Below are 14,191 nucleotides of genomic sequence, written 5' to 3'. Positions count from 1 at the left end.
CCGGACGGTGCTGGTGATTATTTACTAAGACTTTGGCTAAGTGTGAAGGATTCTATCAGCGAATCCTGTGTTTTTCAAATTACGGGAATTGATTTCATATTGCGAAATGCGTTGCGGATCTACAAATGGTTTCAATGGTTAATTGTCGGCAGGAAATCTCCTACATATACTCAAAACATGGAGAGCACGCCTGACCTCGTTTCGGCCCGAACCCTGCAGCGTGAACGCACTGCGCGCAAGGAGGCGGAGTCATTGCTCGAGCAGAAAAGCCGTGAGCTCTATGAGAAAAACCAGTTCCTGCAGGAGAGCGAGCGGCGCTACCGCAACCTGGTGGAGTTGGCGCCCGATGCGATCTGGATTCATTGCGAAGGCCGCATCACCTTCCTGAACCAGGCCGCCTTGCGCCTGTTCGGTGCTACCTGCCCCGAGCAATTGCTTGGCACACTGGCTGCGGACCGCGTGCCGGAGCAGTTCCACGCGGCCGTCCAGGCCTGGACCCCGATGGAGCTCGACAAGGTGCATCAGCGCCCGCGCAGCGAACTGCGCCTGCTGCGGCTGGACGGCAAAGCGGTCGACGTGGAATTCTTTGGATGTTCGATCCGCTTCAATAATCGCGATTCGGTGATGCACGCGGCGCACGATGTCACCGAACGCCTGCAGCAGGTGGCGATCCGCCATCGCGCCACGCACGACGAACTGACCGGGCTGGCCAACCGTGCCTATTTCCTCGAGCGCCTGGCCGAAGAGATCGAGCAGGCACGCTGCGCCGGTACTTCGCTGGCGGTGGCCTTCGTCGACCTGGACAAGTTCAAGCAGATCAACGACACGCGCGGCCATGCGGTCGGCGATGAATTGCTGCGCATCGTCGCCTCCGTGCTGCGCTCCTGCGTGCGCGATAGCGACACCGTGGCCCGCCTGGGCGGCGACGAATTCGTGCTGCTGCTGGACAGCGCCCAGGGCCAGTTGACCCCGGCCGTGCTGGCAGAGCGCATCAGCGATAAGTTGGCGGAGCCGGTCATGCTGTCCGGCCAGCAGCACATCATTAGCGGCAGTATCGGCCTGAGCATCTATCCCGACGATGGCTTGCACGCTGAAGAACTGCTGCGCCATGCCGATATCGCCATGTACCACTGCAAAGGCCAGCGCTGCAGCAACGTGCAGTTCTTCACGCCGGACATGCAGCGGCGGCTCGACGCACGGGTGGCGCTCGAGCAAGGCTTGCTGCGCGCCCTGCAGCGCGAGGAATTCGTACTGCACTTCCAGCCGCAGGTGAACCTGCGCAGCGGCGGCATTATCGGCCTGGAAGCATTGCTGCGCTGGCAGTCGCCGGAACTGGGCCTGGTGCCGCCGATGGAATTCATCCCGGTGGCGGAAGAAAGCAACCTGATCGCCGACATCGGCAAATGGGTGTTGGAAAAGACTTGCGCCACCTTGCGAGCATGGCAGGATGCGGGCGTGCCGGTGGTGCCGGTAGCGGTCAATATCGCCGCCTCGCAATTTGCGCGGCAGGACTTCGACACCACCGTGGCAGATGCCCTGGGCAGGCACGGAATCGATCCGGGTTTGCTGGAACTGGAGCTGACCGAAAGCCTGTCGATGGGCGACCCGATGGGCTCCATCGCCCTGATGCAGCGCTTGCGCGCAATCGGCATCAGTTTGGCGATCGACGACTTTGGCACCGGCTATTCCAATCTCAGCTACCTGAAGCGCTTTCCGGTCGACCGGCTGAAAATCGACAAGAGCTTTACCTCGGGCCTGGCGAGCAATACGGAAGACCATGCCATCGTCACCGCCGTCATCAGCCTGGCGCATAGCCTGGGCCTGAAGGCAATTGCAGAAGGTGTGGAGAGCGAGGACCAGCTGCGGCTGTTGGTCGCCGAGGGTTGCGACGAAATCCAGGGCTACTTCTTCAGCCGTCCTTTACCGGAAGCCGCGGCGCGCGAGATGCTGCTGCGCCGCCCCACCCTGCCATTCACTTCGGACAAAATCCGTGACGCGGATTGAACGGGTCCAGCCAGAGCTCTTTGCGGGCCAGCATGGCAGGATCAATGTCCTTGTTCGGCAGGTCGATACGGCGACGGTTGCATAGCTTGGCGCGCTGCAGGTAGCTGCGGTGGTGTTCTAGCACGAAGCGCTCCAGCGTACCGTCCTTCAGCAGCGCTTCCATGCCGGCCCGGATACGCTTATATAGCTGCGGATTCTTGGGCGAGACAAAGAACATCGACGGGATATTGTCGTGCAGGACGACGCTGTCTTCGACCGCCAGTTGCGGGTACGCTTGCTTGCGCAGGTCGTATTCCTGGAAGATTTCGTTCACCCCGCGCGGGAAATAGTCGAAGCGGCCGGCAATCAGCATATCGAACAGGCCGATGTAATTGCTGCCGGTGACATAGTGGAAACCGTTGTCATGCAGCGAAGCGCGTGTGACCCACACTGAGCCGACACCGGCAGTCATTTCCTTGAGGCCTTCCGGCAGCACCAGTTTGCGCATGCGGTCCTGGTTCTTGCTGTCAATCAGGGAGATGCGCCAGCTTTGCAGGCCCATATCGGTCGGCACCGGAACCGCGCGCAGGGACTTGAGCCATTTGGCGTCGGCCGGATAGGCCGTCACGTTGATCAGCTTTCCATCCTTGAGCGCCGCCAGCAAGCGTGGACGCTCCATGTGGATGTCGGCATATTCGATGGTGTAAGGCCCGAATTCAGGCACTGTGCGCTCCATTACCTGCAGCAGCAGTGCCTTTGAGTACTCGCGACGCAGGTCGGCGGAGGATGCGGCACGGTCGAAAATTACGGCATCCACCGCCCGCGCATCGAGCGTGGCGCATGCGAGCAGCAGCGCGGCCAGGCGGGTGATTGTCTCCTTTATCTTCATTCGCCTATGATATCGCGATATGACTAACGAATATGTCCATCCGACACCCGGCCTCGCCGGCCGCATGCTCGCTCGCCTTGCAAATTCTCGCCGCATCGCCTCCATCCGCCGCGCCGTATTTTCCCGCCTGCCGTTCCTGACGCTGGAAAGCGATGTGCGCGATGTGGTCTACCTGACCTGGATGATCGATGCGGCGACCGCACAGGCGATGGTGCCGGCAGGAGTGCGATTGTGGCAGCGCAATGGCCTGACGCCGTTCAGCATCCTGACCTATCGCCATGGGCATTTTGGTCCGGCGCTGGCAGGACCGGCGCGCAAGCTGCTGCCATCGCCGCTGCAAAGCAACTGGCGCTTCTATCTGGAAGAGCCGGGCAAAGTGTACTTCGTGCGGAATATCATGGATAGCGCGTTGCACGCACTCGGCACGCGCATCTTCAGCGATATCCTGCCGACCCATTTGCCGGGGCGCTTCGTGCACGCCCGCAATGGCGAGGAATACCTCACCCTCATCGAGCCCGGCGCAGGCAGCGCGCCGCTGCTGGAGGCACGTATCCGCGCATCCGCCCGGCGCGAGCTGCCAGCAAGCCTGGCGGACGCCTTCGCTGATTGGGACGAGGCGGTCGCCTTCATCGCATGCCAGCACATGGCCATGATCAAGGTTCCGGGCCTGGGCCGCATGGCGGAATCCGAAATCAGCCTGCCTATTCCACTCGATGAAGTGCTGCCATTGGAAGCGGCATCGGTAACCTGCCCGATGGCGGGTGATGGCACAGGTGCCCCCTTCTGCTTCGCCGTGCCGCGCGTCCGGTTCAAGGTTCTTTCGGAGTCTCTAGCAGCTTCCTGATCGCGCCGCGCGGATTGGCCATGAAGTCATACATCACTTCATAGTGTTCGGTGTCTTCATAGGCGCGCTGCCGCAGCCCGTCGGGCGTGCAGACGAAGATTGAGGCCTCTGGGTAGGCCATCAGGACCGGTGAATGGGTCGCGATCACGAATTGCGAGCCATCCTGCACCAGTTCGTGGATGCGTTTCAAGGCGCGCAACTGGCGTTGCGGCGACAGCGCAGCTTCCGGTTCGTCGAGGATGTACAGGCCTTTGCCGCCGAAGCGCTTGTCCAGCAGGGCGAGAAAGGACTCGCCATGCGACTGTTCGTGCAACGAACGGTATCCGTAGGAGTTGATGATGGGATCCGAGTTGATCTGACAATCATCCTCATCCAGCCGTTCAATTTCCGTGGCGAGGTTAAAGTAGCTCTCCGCGCGGAGGAAATAGCCATCGCGCGGCTTGCGAACGCCGCGTGCGACGCGCAAGTACTCGTGCAAGCACGAATGCGACTCACGGGTGCTGAAGTTGAAATTTTTGCTACCGCCTTCTGCGTTGAAGCCAAGTGCAACGGCCAGCCCCTCCAGCAACGTCGACTTGCCCGAACCGTTTTCGCCGACGATGAAGGTCACGGCCGGATCGAATTCGAGCCGGCCGAGGTGACGCACGGCGGGCAGGCAGAAGGGGTAGGCAGAGAAATCAGGCGTCTTGTCGGGACGCAGCTGGACATCAAGCAGGAACTGGTAAGAGATCATTTGTTGGCAAGCTTACAATCATGTGCAGTGCAGCACAAGGCCGCCACCATTTATAATGGCGACTTTCCATTCCACCAATCCATGCAATCATGTCTGCACAACTGATCGACGGAGTAGCGCTCTCCCAAAAACTGCGCGCCGAAATCGCTTCCCGCGCCGCCGCATTGACCGCCAAGGGCAAGCAGCCTGGCCTGGCCGTGATCCTGGTCGGCGACGACCAGGCCAGCCACGTCTACGTGCGCAACAAGGTCAAGGCTTGCGAAGACGCCGGCATCCGCTCGGTGAAAGAGCAGTATGCCGCAGACATGACCGAGCAAGCCCTGCTCGAGCGCATCGCTACCCTGAATGCCGACCCAGGCATCCACGGCATCCTGGTGCAGATGCCGCTGCCAAAACACATCGACCCGCACAAGGTGATCGAAGCTATCGCCACCACCAAGGACGTGGATGGCTATTCGGTGCTGAGCGCTGGTGAGCTGATGACCGGCCTGGAAGGCTTCCTGCCATGTACTCCTTACGGCTGCATGAAGCTGATCGAATCGACCGGCGTCAACCTGAAGGGCAAGCACGCTGTCGTGATCGGCCGTTCCAACACCGTCGGCAAGCCAATGGGCCTGCTGCTCTTGCAAGCCAATGCAACCGTCACCATCTGCCATAGCGGAACCTCGGACCTGGGCTATCACACCCGCCAGGCGGACATCGTGGTGGCAGCAACGGGCCGCCGCAATACCCTGACTGCTGATATGGTGAAGCCGGGCGCCATCGTGATCGACGTGGGCATCAACCGCGACGAAAACGGCAAGCTGTGCGGCGATGTGGACTTTGCGGGCATCAAGGAAGTGGCCTCGCATATCACGCCGGTGCCGGGTGGCGTCGGTCCGATGACGATTACCATGCTGCTGATGAATACTATTGAGTCGGCGGAACGCGTTTGAACCGCTTTAAACCGGTAAACCAGTGTCAGACCCACAGGGTCTGACACTGGTTTACCGGTGTCTGATCCTGCGGGTCTGACACCGAATTTCAGGTTTTAAGGAGTTAAGAATGACTGACAATCCCCTGCTGGACTTTAGCGGCTTGCCGCGTTTCGATGCGATCAGGCCCGAACACGTCACTCCCGCGATCGAGCACCTGCTGGAGAAAAACCGCGCCGCGGTGGCGCAACTGGAAGCGCCAAGCGACAACGTGACCTGGGATAACTTCGTCACCCCGCTGGAAAATTCCACCGAGCTGCTGGGCCGCGCCTGGGGCATCGTCAGTCACCTGAACAACGTGATGGACACGCCCGAGCTGCGCGCCACCTACAATGAGAACCTGCCGAAGGTGACCGAATTCTGGACCGCCCTGGCCCAGAACGAGGCGCTGTTCGCCAAATACAAGGCCCTGCGTGCCAGCGCGGAATTCGCCGCCCTGTCGCCGGCGCGCCAGCGCATCATCGACAACGCGATCCGCGATTTCCGCATGGGCGGCGCCGAACTGCCGGACGATAAGAAGGAACGCTTCGCCGCGATCCAGGAAGAACACGCAGCGACCAGCACCCGCTTCAGCGAAAACGTGCTGGACGCCACCAACGACTGGAAAATGCTGGTTGAAGACGAAGCCGAACTGCGCGGCCTGCCGGACGACTCCAAGGCCGCCGCCAAGGCGCTGGCCGAGAGAGAAGGCAAGCAAGGCTGGGCCTTCACCCTGCACTTCCCTTCTTACTACCCAATCCTGCAGTTCTGCGACAACCGCGCCCTGCGTGAAACAGTCTACCGCGCCAACGCCACCAAGGCTTCCGAGCTGGGCGAAGCGTTCAGCAAGCGCGAGGACTGGGACAACACCGGCAATATCGCCACCCTGCTGAAGCTGCGCGCGGAAGAAGCCGGCCTGCTGGGCTACCAGAACTTCGCCGAAGTCTCGCTGGTGCCGAAAATGGCCAAGTCACCGGAACAGGTGATCGAATTCCTGGAAGACCTGGCCAAGCGCGCCCGCCCGTTCGCCGAGAAAGACCTGGCCGAACTGCAGGCCTACGCCAGCAAGGAACTGGGCATCGACGACCTGCAATCGTGGGACCTGCCTTACGCTTCCGAAAAGCTGCAGCAGCACCTGTACTCTTTCTCGGCGCAGGAAGTGAAACAGTACTTCCCCGAACATAAAGTCATCGACGGCCTGTTCAAGCTGGTGCAAACCCTGTTCGGCGTGTCGATCAAGCCGGACAGCGCCCCGGTCTGGCACAAGGACGTGCGTTTCTACAGCATCGAACGCGAAGGCGTGCTGGTTGGCCAGTTCTACCTCGACCTGTACGCCCGCGAGGGCAAGAGCGGCGGCGCCTGGATGGACGACGCGCGCGGCCGCCGCCTGAAGAACGGCGAGCTGCAAACCCCGGTCGCCTACCTGACCTGCAACTTCACCGAACCGCTGGTGGTGGACGGCGTGCCGCAGCCTTCGCTGTTTACCCACGATGAAGTGATCACCCTGTTCCACGAATTCGGCCACGGCTTGCACCACATGCTGACCCAGGTCGAGGAACTGGCGGTATCCGGCATTTCCGGCGTCGAGTGGGATGCGGTCGAGCTGCCGTCCCAGTTCATGGAAAACTTCTGCTGGGAGTGGGATGTGCTCAGCCACATGAGCTCCCAAGTGAAGAGCGGCCTGCCGCTGCCGCGCGCCCTGTACGACCGCATGCTGGCGGCGAAAAACTTCCAGTCCGGCCTGCAGACCCTGCGCCAGGTGGAGTTCGCCCTGCTCGACATGCTGCTGCACTACGACTTCCAGCCGTCCGGCGCCAAATCGGTGCAAGACCTGATCGACCAGGTGCGCGGCAAATTCGCCGTTATCATCCCGCCAAGTTTCAACCGTTTCCAACATTCCTTCGGCCATATCTTTGCCGGAGGCTACGCGGCGGGATACTATAGCTATAAGTGGGCGGAAGTACTGTCTGCCGACGCCTACGCTGCCTTCGAGGAAGCGGCGGCGCTGGACGGCGGTAAATTGTCCACCGATACTGGTAAACGCTTCCAGCAAGAGATTCTGGCCGTCGGCGGCTCGCGCCCGGCCCTGGAATCGTTTACTGCTTTCCGCGGCCGTGAGCCGACCATCGACGCCCTGCTGCGCCACAGCGGCATGGCGGCATAAAGGAGATAGAGATTCAATGAAACGCGCTGCCCTGCTTTTGCTGCTGCTGACTGCCAGCGCGGCGCACGCCCAGATGTACAAGTGGAAGGACGACAAAGGCGTCACCCACTTTACGGAGACGCCGCCGCCCACCACCGCCAAGAAGGCTGAGGTGAAAAATTACAACACCGCCGGTGCCGGCGGTGTCGCCTTGCCAGCGGAACTGGCCGAAGTCGTGCGTGCCCGCCCGGTGGTGCTGTACACCACCGCCAACTGCGGCACCGGCTGCAATATGGCCCGCACCCTGCTGGCCACTCGCGGCATTCCTTACCGCGAAAAGACGGTTTCCACCGCCGAGGACCATGAGGCCATGAAAAAGGCCGGCAGCGACGGTCAGGTGCCTTTCCTGCTGGTCGGGCGTTCGCGCCAGATCGGTTTCGAACAAGGCACTTGGGACAGCGCGCTGACCGACGCCGGCTACCCTACCGTGAAGATGCTGCCGCCGGGGTATTCGAACCCGCCGCCGACATCGGCCGCACCGCCACGCGGCCCAAGCGCCGAGGATGTCGCCAACGCCAAGTCGGAAGCCGAGCGCGCTGCAGCCGCCGCGGAAAAGGCGCGCCGTGAGCGCGATACGCCTCAAAACGCATCGTCGAACTTCCGCTTCTAAGACGTTTCGAAGAAATAATGACGCAGATTGATTTCCACAGCGGCGTGCCGGACAAGGTTGCCTATGCCTGCCGCCTGCTGCGTAAAGCCTACGCCAGTACGCCCCGCATCGTCGTGATGACCGAAGATGCGGCGCAACTGGCGGAGCTGGACAAGGCCCTGTGGACCTTCTCCGCCACCGACTTCCTGCCGCACGCCCACGCCAATGATCCACTGGCGCCGGATTCCGCCATCGTGCTGGCCGATAGCGACGCCATCGAACTGCCGCAAGCCGGCCTGCTGGTCAACCTGGCACGCCGCGCACCGGCCCAATTCGAAGGCTTTGCGCGTTTGATCGAAGTCATTTCTTCCGACGAGGAAGATGCGGCGGCGGGCCGCCAGCGCTATGCTGCCTACAAGCGCCAGGATTTCCCGCTCAAACACCTCACTGTAGGCAAGTAGTTTATGAACCAGCCTTTTGACGCCAGCATCCCGGTCCTGACCGAAATCATGAAGGACGAGGTGCCGGCACCTGCTGCTGCGCCGGTACCGGCCAACCGAGCACCGCGCGTCGAGGAAGACGCCCTGGATTGGGAAGCATTGGAGCGGCGGGTCTCCGAACAGGTGCTGCATCAGTTGTCCAACCGCGTTGATTTCGTGCTGGAGCAACGCATCAAAGACAGCATGGCCGAAGTCCTGGAACATGCCCTGCACGCCCTGACCGCTGAAATCCGCGAAGGCCTGCACGACACCATCGGCAAGATCGTCGCCCGCGCCGTGCAACAGGAAATCACGCACCTGCAAGCCGATTCCAGCCGCCAGAAATAATTCCCTCTTTGCCATTCGGGGTTTTTGTTGTATTTTCTCTGGCAAATCTGACTTTTTGACTGGAGCCCCCGATGCAGTTCAAGAACAAATTCATTCCTGTTGCCATCGCCCTGGCATTTGCCGGCAGCGCCTACGCCCAGGACACCATCAAGATCGGCCACGTGGCCCCGGTTTCGGGTCCAAACTCCCACCTGGGCAAGGACATGGAAAACGGCGCCCGCATGGCCGTTGAAGACCTGAGCGCCAAGGGCGTCAAGATCGGCGGCAAGCCAGTCAAGTTCGTGGTCCAGTTCGAGGATGATGCAGGCGACCCGAAACAGGGCACTACCGCCGCGCAAAAGCTGGTGGACGCCAAGGTACAGGGCGTCATCGGCCACCTGAACTCAGGCACCACCATTCCGGCTTCCAAGATTTATTATGACGCCGGCATTCCGCAGATTTCCCCTGCCGCCACTTCGCCGGTGTACACCAAGCAGAAGTTCAATACCGCCTTCCGCGTGGTCGCCAACGACAACAAGCTGGGCGGCACCCTCGGCGCCTACGCCGTGAAAAACCTGGGCGCCAAGAAGATCGCCGTGATCGACGACCGCACCGCTTACGGCCAGGGCGTGGCCGACGAATTCGTCAAAGGCGCCAAGAAAGCGCTGCCGGGCGTGCAAGTGGTTGGCAAGGAATTTACCAACGCCAATGCCACCGACTTCAACGCCATCCTGACCAACATCAAGTCCAAGAACCCTGACCTGGTATTCTTCGGCGGCATGGACTCGGTCGGCGGCCCACTGCTGCGCCAGATGAAGGCGCTGGGCATCAATGCCAAATTCATGGGCGGCGATGGCGTCTGCACCGACGCGCTGTACCGCCTGTCCGCCGGCGCGGCTGCCGACGGCGTGGTTACCTGCGCCGAGGCTGGCGGCGTAACGGCCGACATGCAGAAGAACATGGACGACTTCCGCGCCCGCTACAAGAAGAAGTACGGCCAGGAAGTGCAGTTGTACGCGCCGTATGTGTACGACGCCATCATGACCATGGCGGACGCCATGGAAAAAGCCAATTCGTCCGAGCCAGCCAAATACCTGCCGGTACTGGCCAAGATCAAGCACCAGGGCGTAACCGGCAACGTTGAATTCGACCAGTTCGGCGACATCAAGGATGGTGCGCTGACCCTGTTCACCTACAAGGGCGGCATCAAGACCCGGATGGAAGTAATCAAGTAATACACGAGAATTATCGGGGGGAGCCCGTGGGCCGCCAGCCAGCTTGGCGGCCCATTTTCGTTTCAGGAGAAAGTGCAATGCAAACCAAAACCATCATCGCTGCCATCGCCTTGGCCTTCGCTGGCGCCGCAAGCGCCCAGGAAGTGGTCAAGATCGGCTATGTCGGCCCGCTGTCCGGCCAGTCCGCCCATTTGGGCAAGGATAACCAGAGCGGCGTGCGCATGGCGGTGGAAGACTTGAACGCCAAGGGATTCAAGGTCAATGGCAAAGCGGTCAAGTTCGAGATGGTGTCCGAAGACGATGCCGGCGACCCTAAGCAGGGTACCTCGGCCGCGCAGAAACTGGTCGACGCCAAAGTACAGGGCGTGATCGGCCACCAGAATTCCGGCACCACCATTCCTGCGTCCAAGATCTACTACGACGCAGGCATTCCGCAGATTTCCGCCTCGTCCACCAGCCCGGTGTACACCAACCAGGGTTTCAACACCACCTTCCGCGTAGTGGCGAACGATTTCAAGCTGGGCAGCTCGCTGGGCAAGTACGCCACGCAGAAACTGGGCGCCAAGCGCATCGCGGTGATCGATGACCGCACCGCTTACGGCCAGGGTGTGGCCGCCGAATTCCTGAAGGAAGCCAAGAAAGGCGCCGGTGTGCAGATCGTGGACAAACAGTTCACCACCGACAAGTCGACCGATTTCAACGCCATCCTGACGTCAATCCGTGCCAAGAACCCGGACCTGGTGTTCTTCGGCGGCATGGACTCGGTGGGCGGCCCGTTGCTGCGCCAGATGAAGGCGCTGGGCATCAAGGCCAAGCTGATGGGCGGCGACGGCATCTGCACCGAAGCGCTGCCGAAGCTGTCGGGCGGCGCCGACGACGTGGTGGTGTGCGCGGAAGCCGGCGGCGTGACGCCGGAGCAGGAGAAGAAGCTGGACGAATTCGCTGGCCGCTTCAAGAAACGCTACGGCTACGATGTGCAGATTTACGCGCCGTACGCCTACGACGCAACGATGGCGATCGCCCACGCGATGGCGGATGCCAAGTCGACCGATCCTGCCAAATACCTGCCCTTCCTGAAGAAGGTCAAGCATGATGGCATCAGCGGCACCATCGCCTTCGACGCCAAGGGGGACATCAAGGATGGCGCCCTGACGCTGTTCGGCTACAAGGCCGACAAGAAAACGCGCATCGAAGTCGTCAAATAAAAAAAGCCGGGCTAGCCCGGCTTTCTTACATCGAATTCAGATCATTTCTGGGTCAGGACCCATTTCACCAGGGTCTTGGCTTCCGCCTCGCTCACCTGCGGGTTGGCTGGCATCGGGACCGCGCCCCACACACCGGAACCGCCCTTCATTACTTTCTGCGCCAGTTTGGCTTCGGCATCCTTCTGGCCTGCGTACTTGGCTGCGACATCCTTGAATGCCGGGCCAACCAGTTTGGTGGCCACTGCGTGGCAAGCCATGCAGTTCTTGGCCTTGGCCAGATCAGCGTTTGCGAAAGCAGCCTGCGACGAGAAAGCCGCGGTTACCAGGAAACCAACCAACAGGGAACGTTTCATTTTCATCTCCAGGAAAAAAACTCACACAATTCTACTCTACAACGCGCCCTGCGTATTATGGGTTGACCGTAAGCTGGATATTGCTATGATGGAATACTAAGGAGTTTTTCCATGCCCATTATTTTATTGATAATTGCCCTTGTGGCACTGAAGTACTTTGAAGTCTGGAAGTTTGCTGAACTGTCGTGGTGGTGGATCACCGGCACGATGGGCGTTGCTTTCTTATGGTTCGAGTTCCTCGAACCGATGCTTGGCCTCGACAAGCGCAAGGCCCACAACGTCGACGAACAACGCCGCAAAGACCGCGTCAAGAAGGCTTTCGACGATCTCAAGAAGCGTAAGTAAGCGTTTGGCCATCCGCCGGCACGACGATACGGCACCATCATAATTTCGTGGGAAAACGCTGTTTGAACCTGTCTTTGTCGCGGGGAGTTGGGCTTCAGATGAAAGTCGGGGTCAGCTCCGGCAATCGGACATTTCGCAAGCGAAATGTCCGATTGCCGGAGCTGACCCCGACTTTCAATTACTTACGAGCGAGCTGGCTGAGGTCGCGCACTGCGCCGCGGTCGGCGGAGGTGGTCAGCGCGGCGTAGGCTTGCAGCGCTTGCGAGACGTAGCGCTCGCGGTTGAGCGGTTTCCAGGCGTCGGCGCCGCGCGCTTCCATTGCGGCACGGCGTTGCGCCAGCGTTTCCGGCGTTACGCGCAGGTTGATGGTGCGCGATGGGATGTCGATGTCGATCATGTCGCCTTCTTCCACCAGGCCGATCGCGCCGCCTTCCGCCGCTTCCGGCGAGGCGTGGCCGATCACCAGGCCGGACGAGCCGCCGGAGAAACGTCCGTCGGTGAACAGCGCGCACGCCTTGCCCAGGCCTTTCGATTTGATGTACGAAGTCGGGTACAGCATTTCCTGCATGCCCGGGCCGCCTTTCGGGCCTTCGTAGCGGATGATGACCACGTCGCCTTCATGCACGGTATCGCCCAGGATGCCTTCCACCGCCGCGTCCTGGCTTTCGAATACGCGTGCCTTGCCGCTGAACTTCAGGATCGATTCATCGACACCGGCGGTTTTCACGATGCAGCCCTTCTCGGCGATGTTCCCGTACAGGACCGCCAAGCCGCCGTCTTTCGAGTAGGCGTGCTCCAGGTCGCGGATGCAGCCGGTGCTGCGATCCAGGTCCGACGAGGCATAGCGTTCGGATTGGGAGAACGCCACCTGGGTCGGCACGCCACCCGGCGCTGCGCGGAACAACTGGTGTACGGCTGCGTCGTCGCTGCGCTTGACGTCGTATTTCTCGATCGCCTCGCCCATGGTGGCGCTGTGCACGGTGTGCTGGCTGATGTCCAGCAGGCCGGCGCGCGCCAGTTCGCCCAGGATGGAGATGATGCCGCCAGCGCGATGCACGTCTTCAATGTGGTACTTGTCGGTCATCGGCGCTACCTTGCACAGGCAAGGTACTTTGCGCGAGATGCGGTCGATGTCGGCCATGGTAAACGGCACTCCCGCCTCGTGCGCCGCGGCCAGCAGGTGCAGCACGGTGTTGGTGGAGCCGCCCATCGACACGTCCAGCGCCATCGCGTTCTCGAACGCTTCCTTGGTGGCGATGGAGCGCGGCAGCACGCTGTAGTCGTCCTGCTCGTAGTGGCGCTTGGCCAGGTCCACGATCAGGCGGCCGGCGCGCAGGAACAGTTCCTTGCGGTCGCTATGCGTCGCGACGATGGTGCCGTTGCCGGGCAGGGACAGGCCCAGCGCTTCGGTCAGGCAGTTCATCGAGTTGGCGGTGAACATGCCGGAGCAGGAACCGCAGGTCGGACAGGCCGAGCGCTCGATTTCCGCCACGTCGGCATCGGATACGCTGCTGTCGCCAGCCTTGATCATGGCGTCAACCAGGTCCAGCTTGATGATCTTCTCGCCGCCGTTGACGGCCTTGATGACCTTACCCGCTTCCATCGGGCCGCCGGAAACGAAAATCGCCGGAATGTTCAGGCGCATGGCTGCCATCAGCATGCCCGGGGTGATCTTGTCGCAGTTGGAAATGCAGACCATGGCGTCGGCGCAGTGGGCGTTCACCATGTATTCCACCGAATCGGCGATCAGGTCGCGCGATGGCAGCGAGTACAGCATGCCGCCGTGGCCCATGGCGATGCCGTCGTCGACTGCAATGGTATTGAATTCCTTGGCCACGCCGCCGGAAGCTTCGATCTCGCGTGCAACCAGCTGACCCAGGTCCTTCAAGTGGACGTGGCCCGGTACGAATTGGGTGAAGGAGTTGACCACTGCGATGATCGGCTTATTGAAGTCGCCATCTTTCATGCCGGTGGCACGCCACAGCGCGCGGGCGCCAGCCATGTTGCGGCCTTGGGTGGTGGTGTAGGAACGGTATTGCGGCATGGTGGGGTC

At 61.1% G+C, this 14,191-nt stretch carries 14 protein-coding genes; 10 read left to right on the top strand and 4 right to left on the bottom strand.

Translation table 11 applies throughout. The annotated features are described in order from the left end of the window. The first annotated feature begins 177 nt into the window (after window positions 1-177). Complete coding sequence (locus tag ACQ4MM_RS19235) at window positions 178-2,004, top strand: putative bifunctional diguanylate cyclase/phosphodiesterase (RefSeq protein ID WP_431478853.1); 1,827 nt, start codon at window positions 178-180, stop codon at window positions 2,002-2,004. Here the strand turns inward: ACQ4MM_RS19235 and ACQ4MM_RS19230 are convergent. Continuing rightward, window positions 1,973-2,872 carry a hypothetical protein gene (locus ACQ4MM_RS19230; RefSeq protein ID WP_431478852.1) on the bottom strand — a complete coding sequence of 300 codons (900 nt, stop codon included), beginning with the start codon at window positions 2,870-2,872 and terminating at the stop codon, window positions 1,973-1,975. The two genes, ACQ4MM_RS19235 and ACQ4MM_RS19230, sit on opposite strands and share 32 nt — an antisense overlap. 19 nt (window positions 2,873-2,891) lie before the next feature. Here ACQ4MM_RS19230 and ACQ4MM_RS19225 point away from each other — a divergent pair, with 19 nt between their 5' ends. Further along, window positions 2,892-3,716, top strand: coding sequence for a DUF2071 domain-containing protein (locus tag ACQ4MM_RS19225; RefSeq protein WP_431478851.1), 825 nt, complete (start codon window positions 2,892-2,894; stop codon window positions 3,714-3,716). Here ACQ4MM_RS19225 and ACQ4MM_RS19220 read toward each other — a convergent pair. Then, window positions 3,682-4,449 carry an AAA family ATPase gene (locus tag ACQ4MM_RS19220; protein WP_431478850.1) on the bottom strand — a complete coding sequence of 256 codons (768 nt, stop codon included), beginning with the start codon at window positions 4,447-4,449 and terminating at the stop codon, window positions 3,682-3,684. The genes ACQ4MM_RS19225 and ACQ4MM_RS19220 overlap by 35 nt on opposite strands. 89 nt (window positions 4,450-4,538) lie before the next feature. On the opposite strand from ACQ4MM_RS19220, the gene folD reads away from it, so the two are divergent. The 7 genes from folD (at window position 4,539) to ACQ4MM_RS19185 (ending at window position 11,440) form a co-directional block, all read left to right on the top strand. Continuing rightward, window positions 4,539-5,384 (top strand): bifunctional methylenetetrahydrofolate dehydrogenase/methenyltetrahydrofolate cyclohydrolase FolD, encoded by an 846-nt coding sequence (gene folD, locus ACQ4MM_RS19215; protein ID WP_431478849.1) that lies wholly within the window; start codon window positions 4,539-4,541, stop codon window positions 5,382-5,384. Window positions 5,385-5,493: 109 nt separating this feature from the next. After that, window positions 5,494-7,566, top strand: coding sequence for a M3 family metallopeptidase (locus ACQ4MM_RS19210; RefSeq protein ID WP_431478848.1), 2,073 nt, complete (start codon window positions 5,494-5,496; stop codon window positions 7,564-7,566). Between the two features lie 16 nt (window positions 7,567-7,582). Continuing rightward, entirely contained in the window at window positions 7,583-8,215 is a 633-nt protein-coding gene (locus ACQ4MM_RS19205; RefSeq protein WP_431478847.1) for a DUF4124 domain-containing protein, read from the top strand. Between the two features lie 17 nt (window positions 8,216-8,232). Continuing rightward, the gene (locus ACQ4MM_RS19200; protein ID WP_431478846.1) at window positions 8,233-8,655 is read left to right on the top strand and encodes a DNA polymerase III subunit chi; all 423 of its coding nucleotides are present in this window, start codon (window positions 8,233-8,235) and stop codon (window positions 8,653-8,655) included. Between the two features lie 3 nt (window positions 8,656-8,658). Next, window positions 8,659-9,021 (top strand): hypothetical protein, encoded by a 363-nt coding sequence (locus ACQ4MM_RS19195; RefSeq protein WP_431478845.1) that lies wholly within the window; start codon window positions 8,659-8,661, stop codon window positions 9,019-9,021. Window positions 9,022-9,092: 71 nt separating this feature from the next. Continuing rightward, window positions 9,093-10,235: a branched-chain amino acid ABC transporter substrate-binding protein gene (locus tag ACQ4MM_RS19190; RefSeq protein ID WP_431478844.1), complete on the top strand. Its 1,143-nt coding sequence runs from the start codon at window positions 9,093-9,095 to the stop codon at window positions 10,233-10,235. Window positions 10,236-10,312: 77 nt separating this feature from the next. Continuing rightward, window positions 10,313-11,440 (top strand): branched-chain amino acid ABC transporter substrate-binding protein, encoded by a 1,128-nt coding sequence (locus ACQ4MM_RS19185; RefSeq protein WP_431478843.1) that lies wholly within the window; start codon window positions 10,313-10,315, stop codon window positions 11,438-11,440. Window positions 11,441-11,481: 41 nt separating this feature from the next. On the opposite strand, the gene ACQ4MM_RS19180 is transcribed toward ACQ4MM_RS19185, so the two are convergent. Then, a complete protein-coding gene (locus ACQ4MM_RS19180; protein ID WP_431478842.1) occupies window positions 11,482-11,793 on the bottom strand; it encodes a c-type cytochrome in 312 nt (103 codons plus the stop codon). Window positions 11,794-11,904: 111 nt separating this feature from the next. Here ACQ4MM_RS19180 and ACQ4MM_RS19175 point away from each other — a divergent pair, with 111 nt between their 5' ends. Beyond that, window positions 11,905-12,138 (top strand): TIGR04438 family Trp-rich protein, encoded by a 234-nt coding sequence (locus ACQ4MM_RS19175; protein WP_431478841.1) that lies wholly within the window; start codon window positions 11,905-11,907, stop codon window positions 12,136-12,138. Between the two features lie 178 nt (window positions 12,139-12,316). Here ACQ4MM_RS19175 and ilvD read toward each other — a convergent pair whose 3' ends face one another. Beyond that, on the bottom strand, window positions 12,317-14,182 hold the full coding sequence (ilvD, locus tag ACQ4MM_RS19170; RefSeq protein ID WP_431478840.1) for a dihydroxy-acid dehydratase: 1,866 nt from the start codon (window positions 14,180-14,182) through the stop codon (window positions 12,317-12,319). Window positions 14,183-14,191 lie beyond the last annotated feature (9 nt).

Source organism: Massilia eburnea, assembly GCF_050709955.1.
In the GTDB taxonomy this organism is placed as follows: domain Bacteria; phylum Pseudomonadota; class Gammaproteobacteria; order Burkholderiales; family Burkholderiaceae_D; genus Rugamonas; species Rugamonas eburnea_A.
The sequence above is the reverse complement of the archived record's forward strand: the minus strand, read 5'-3'. Positions and strand labels throughout refer to the sequence as shown.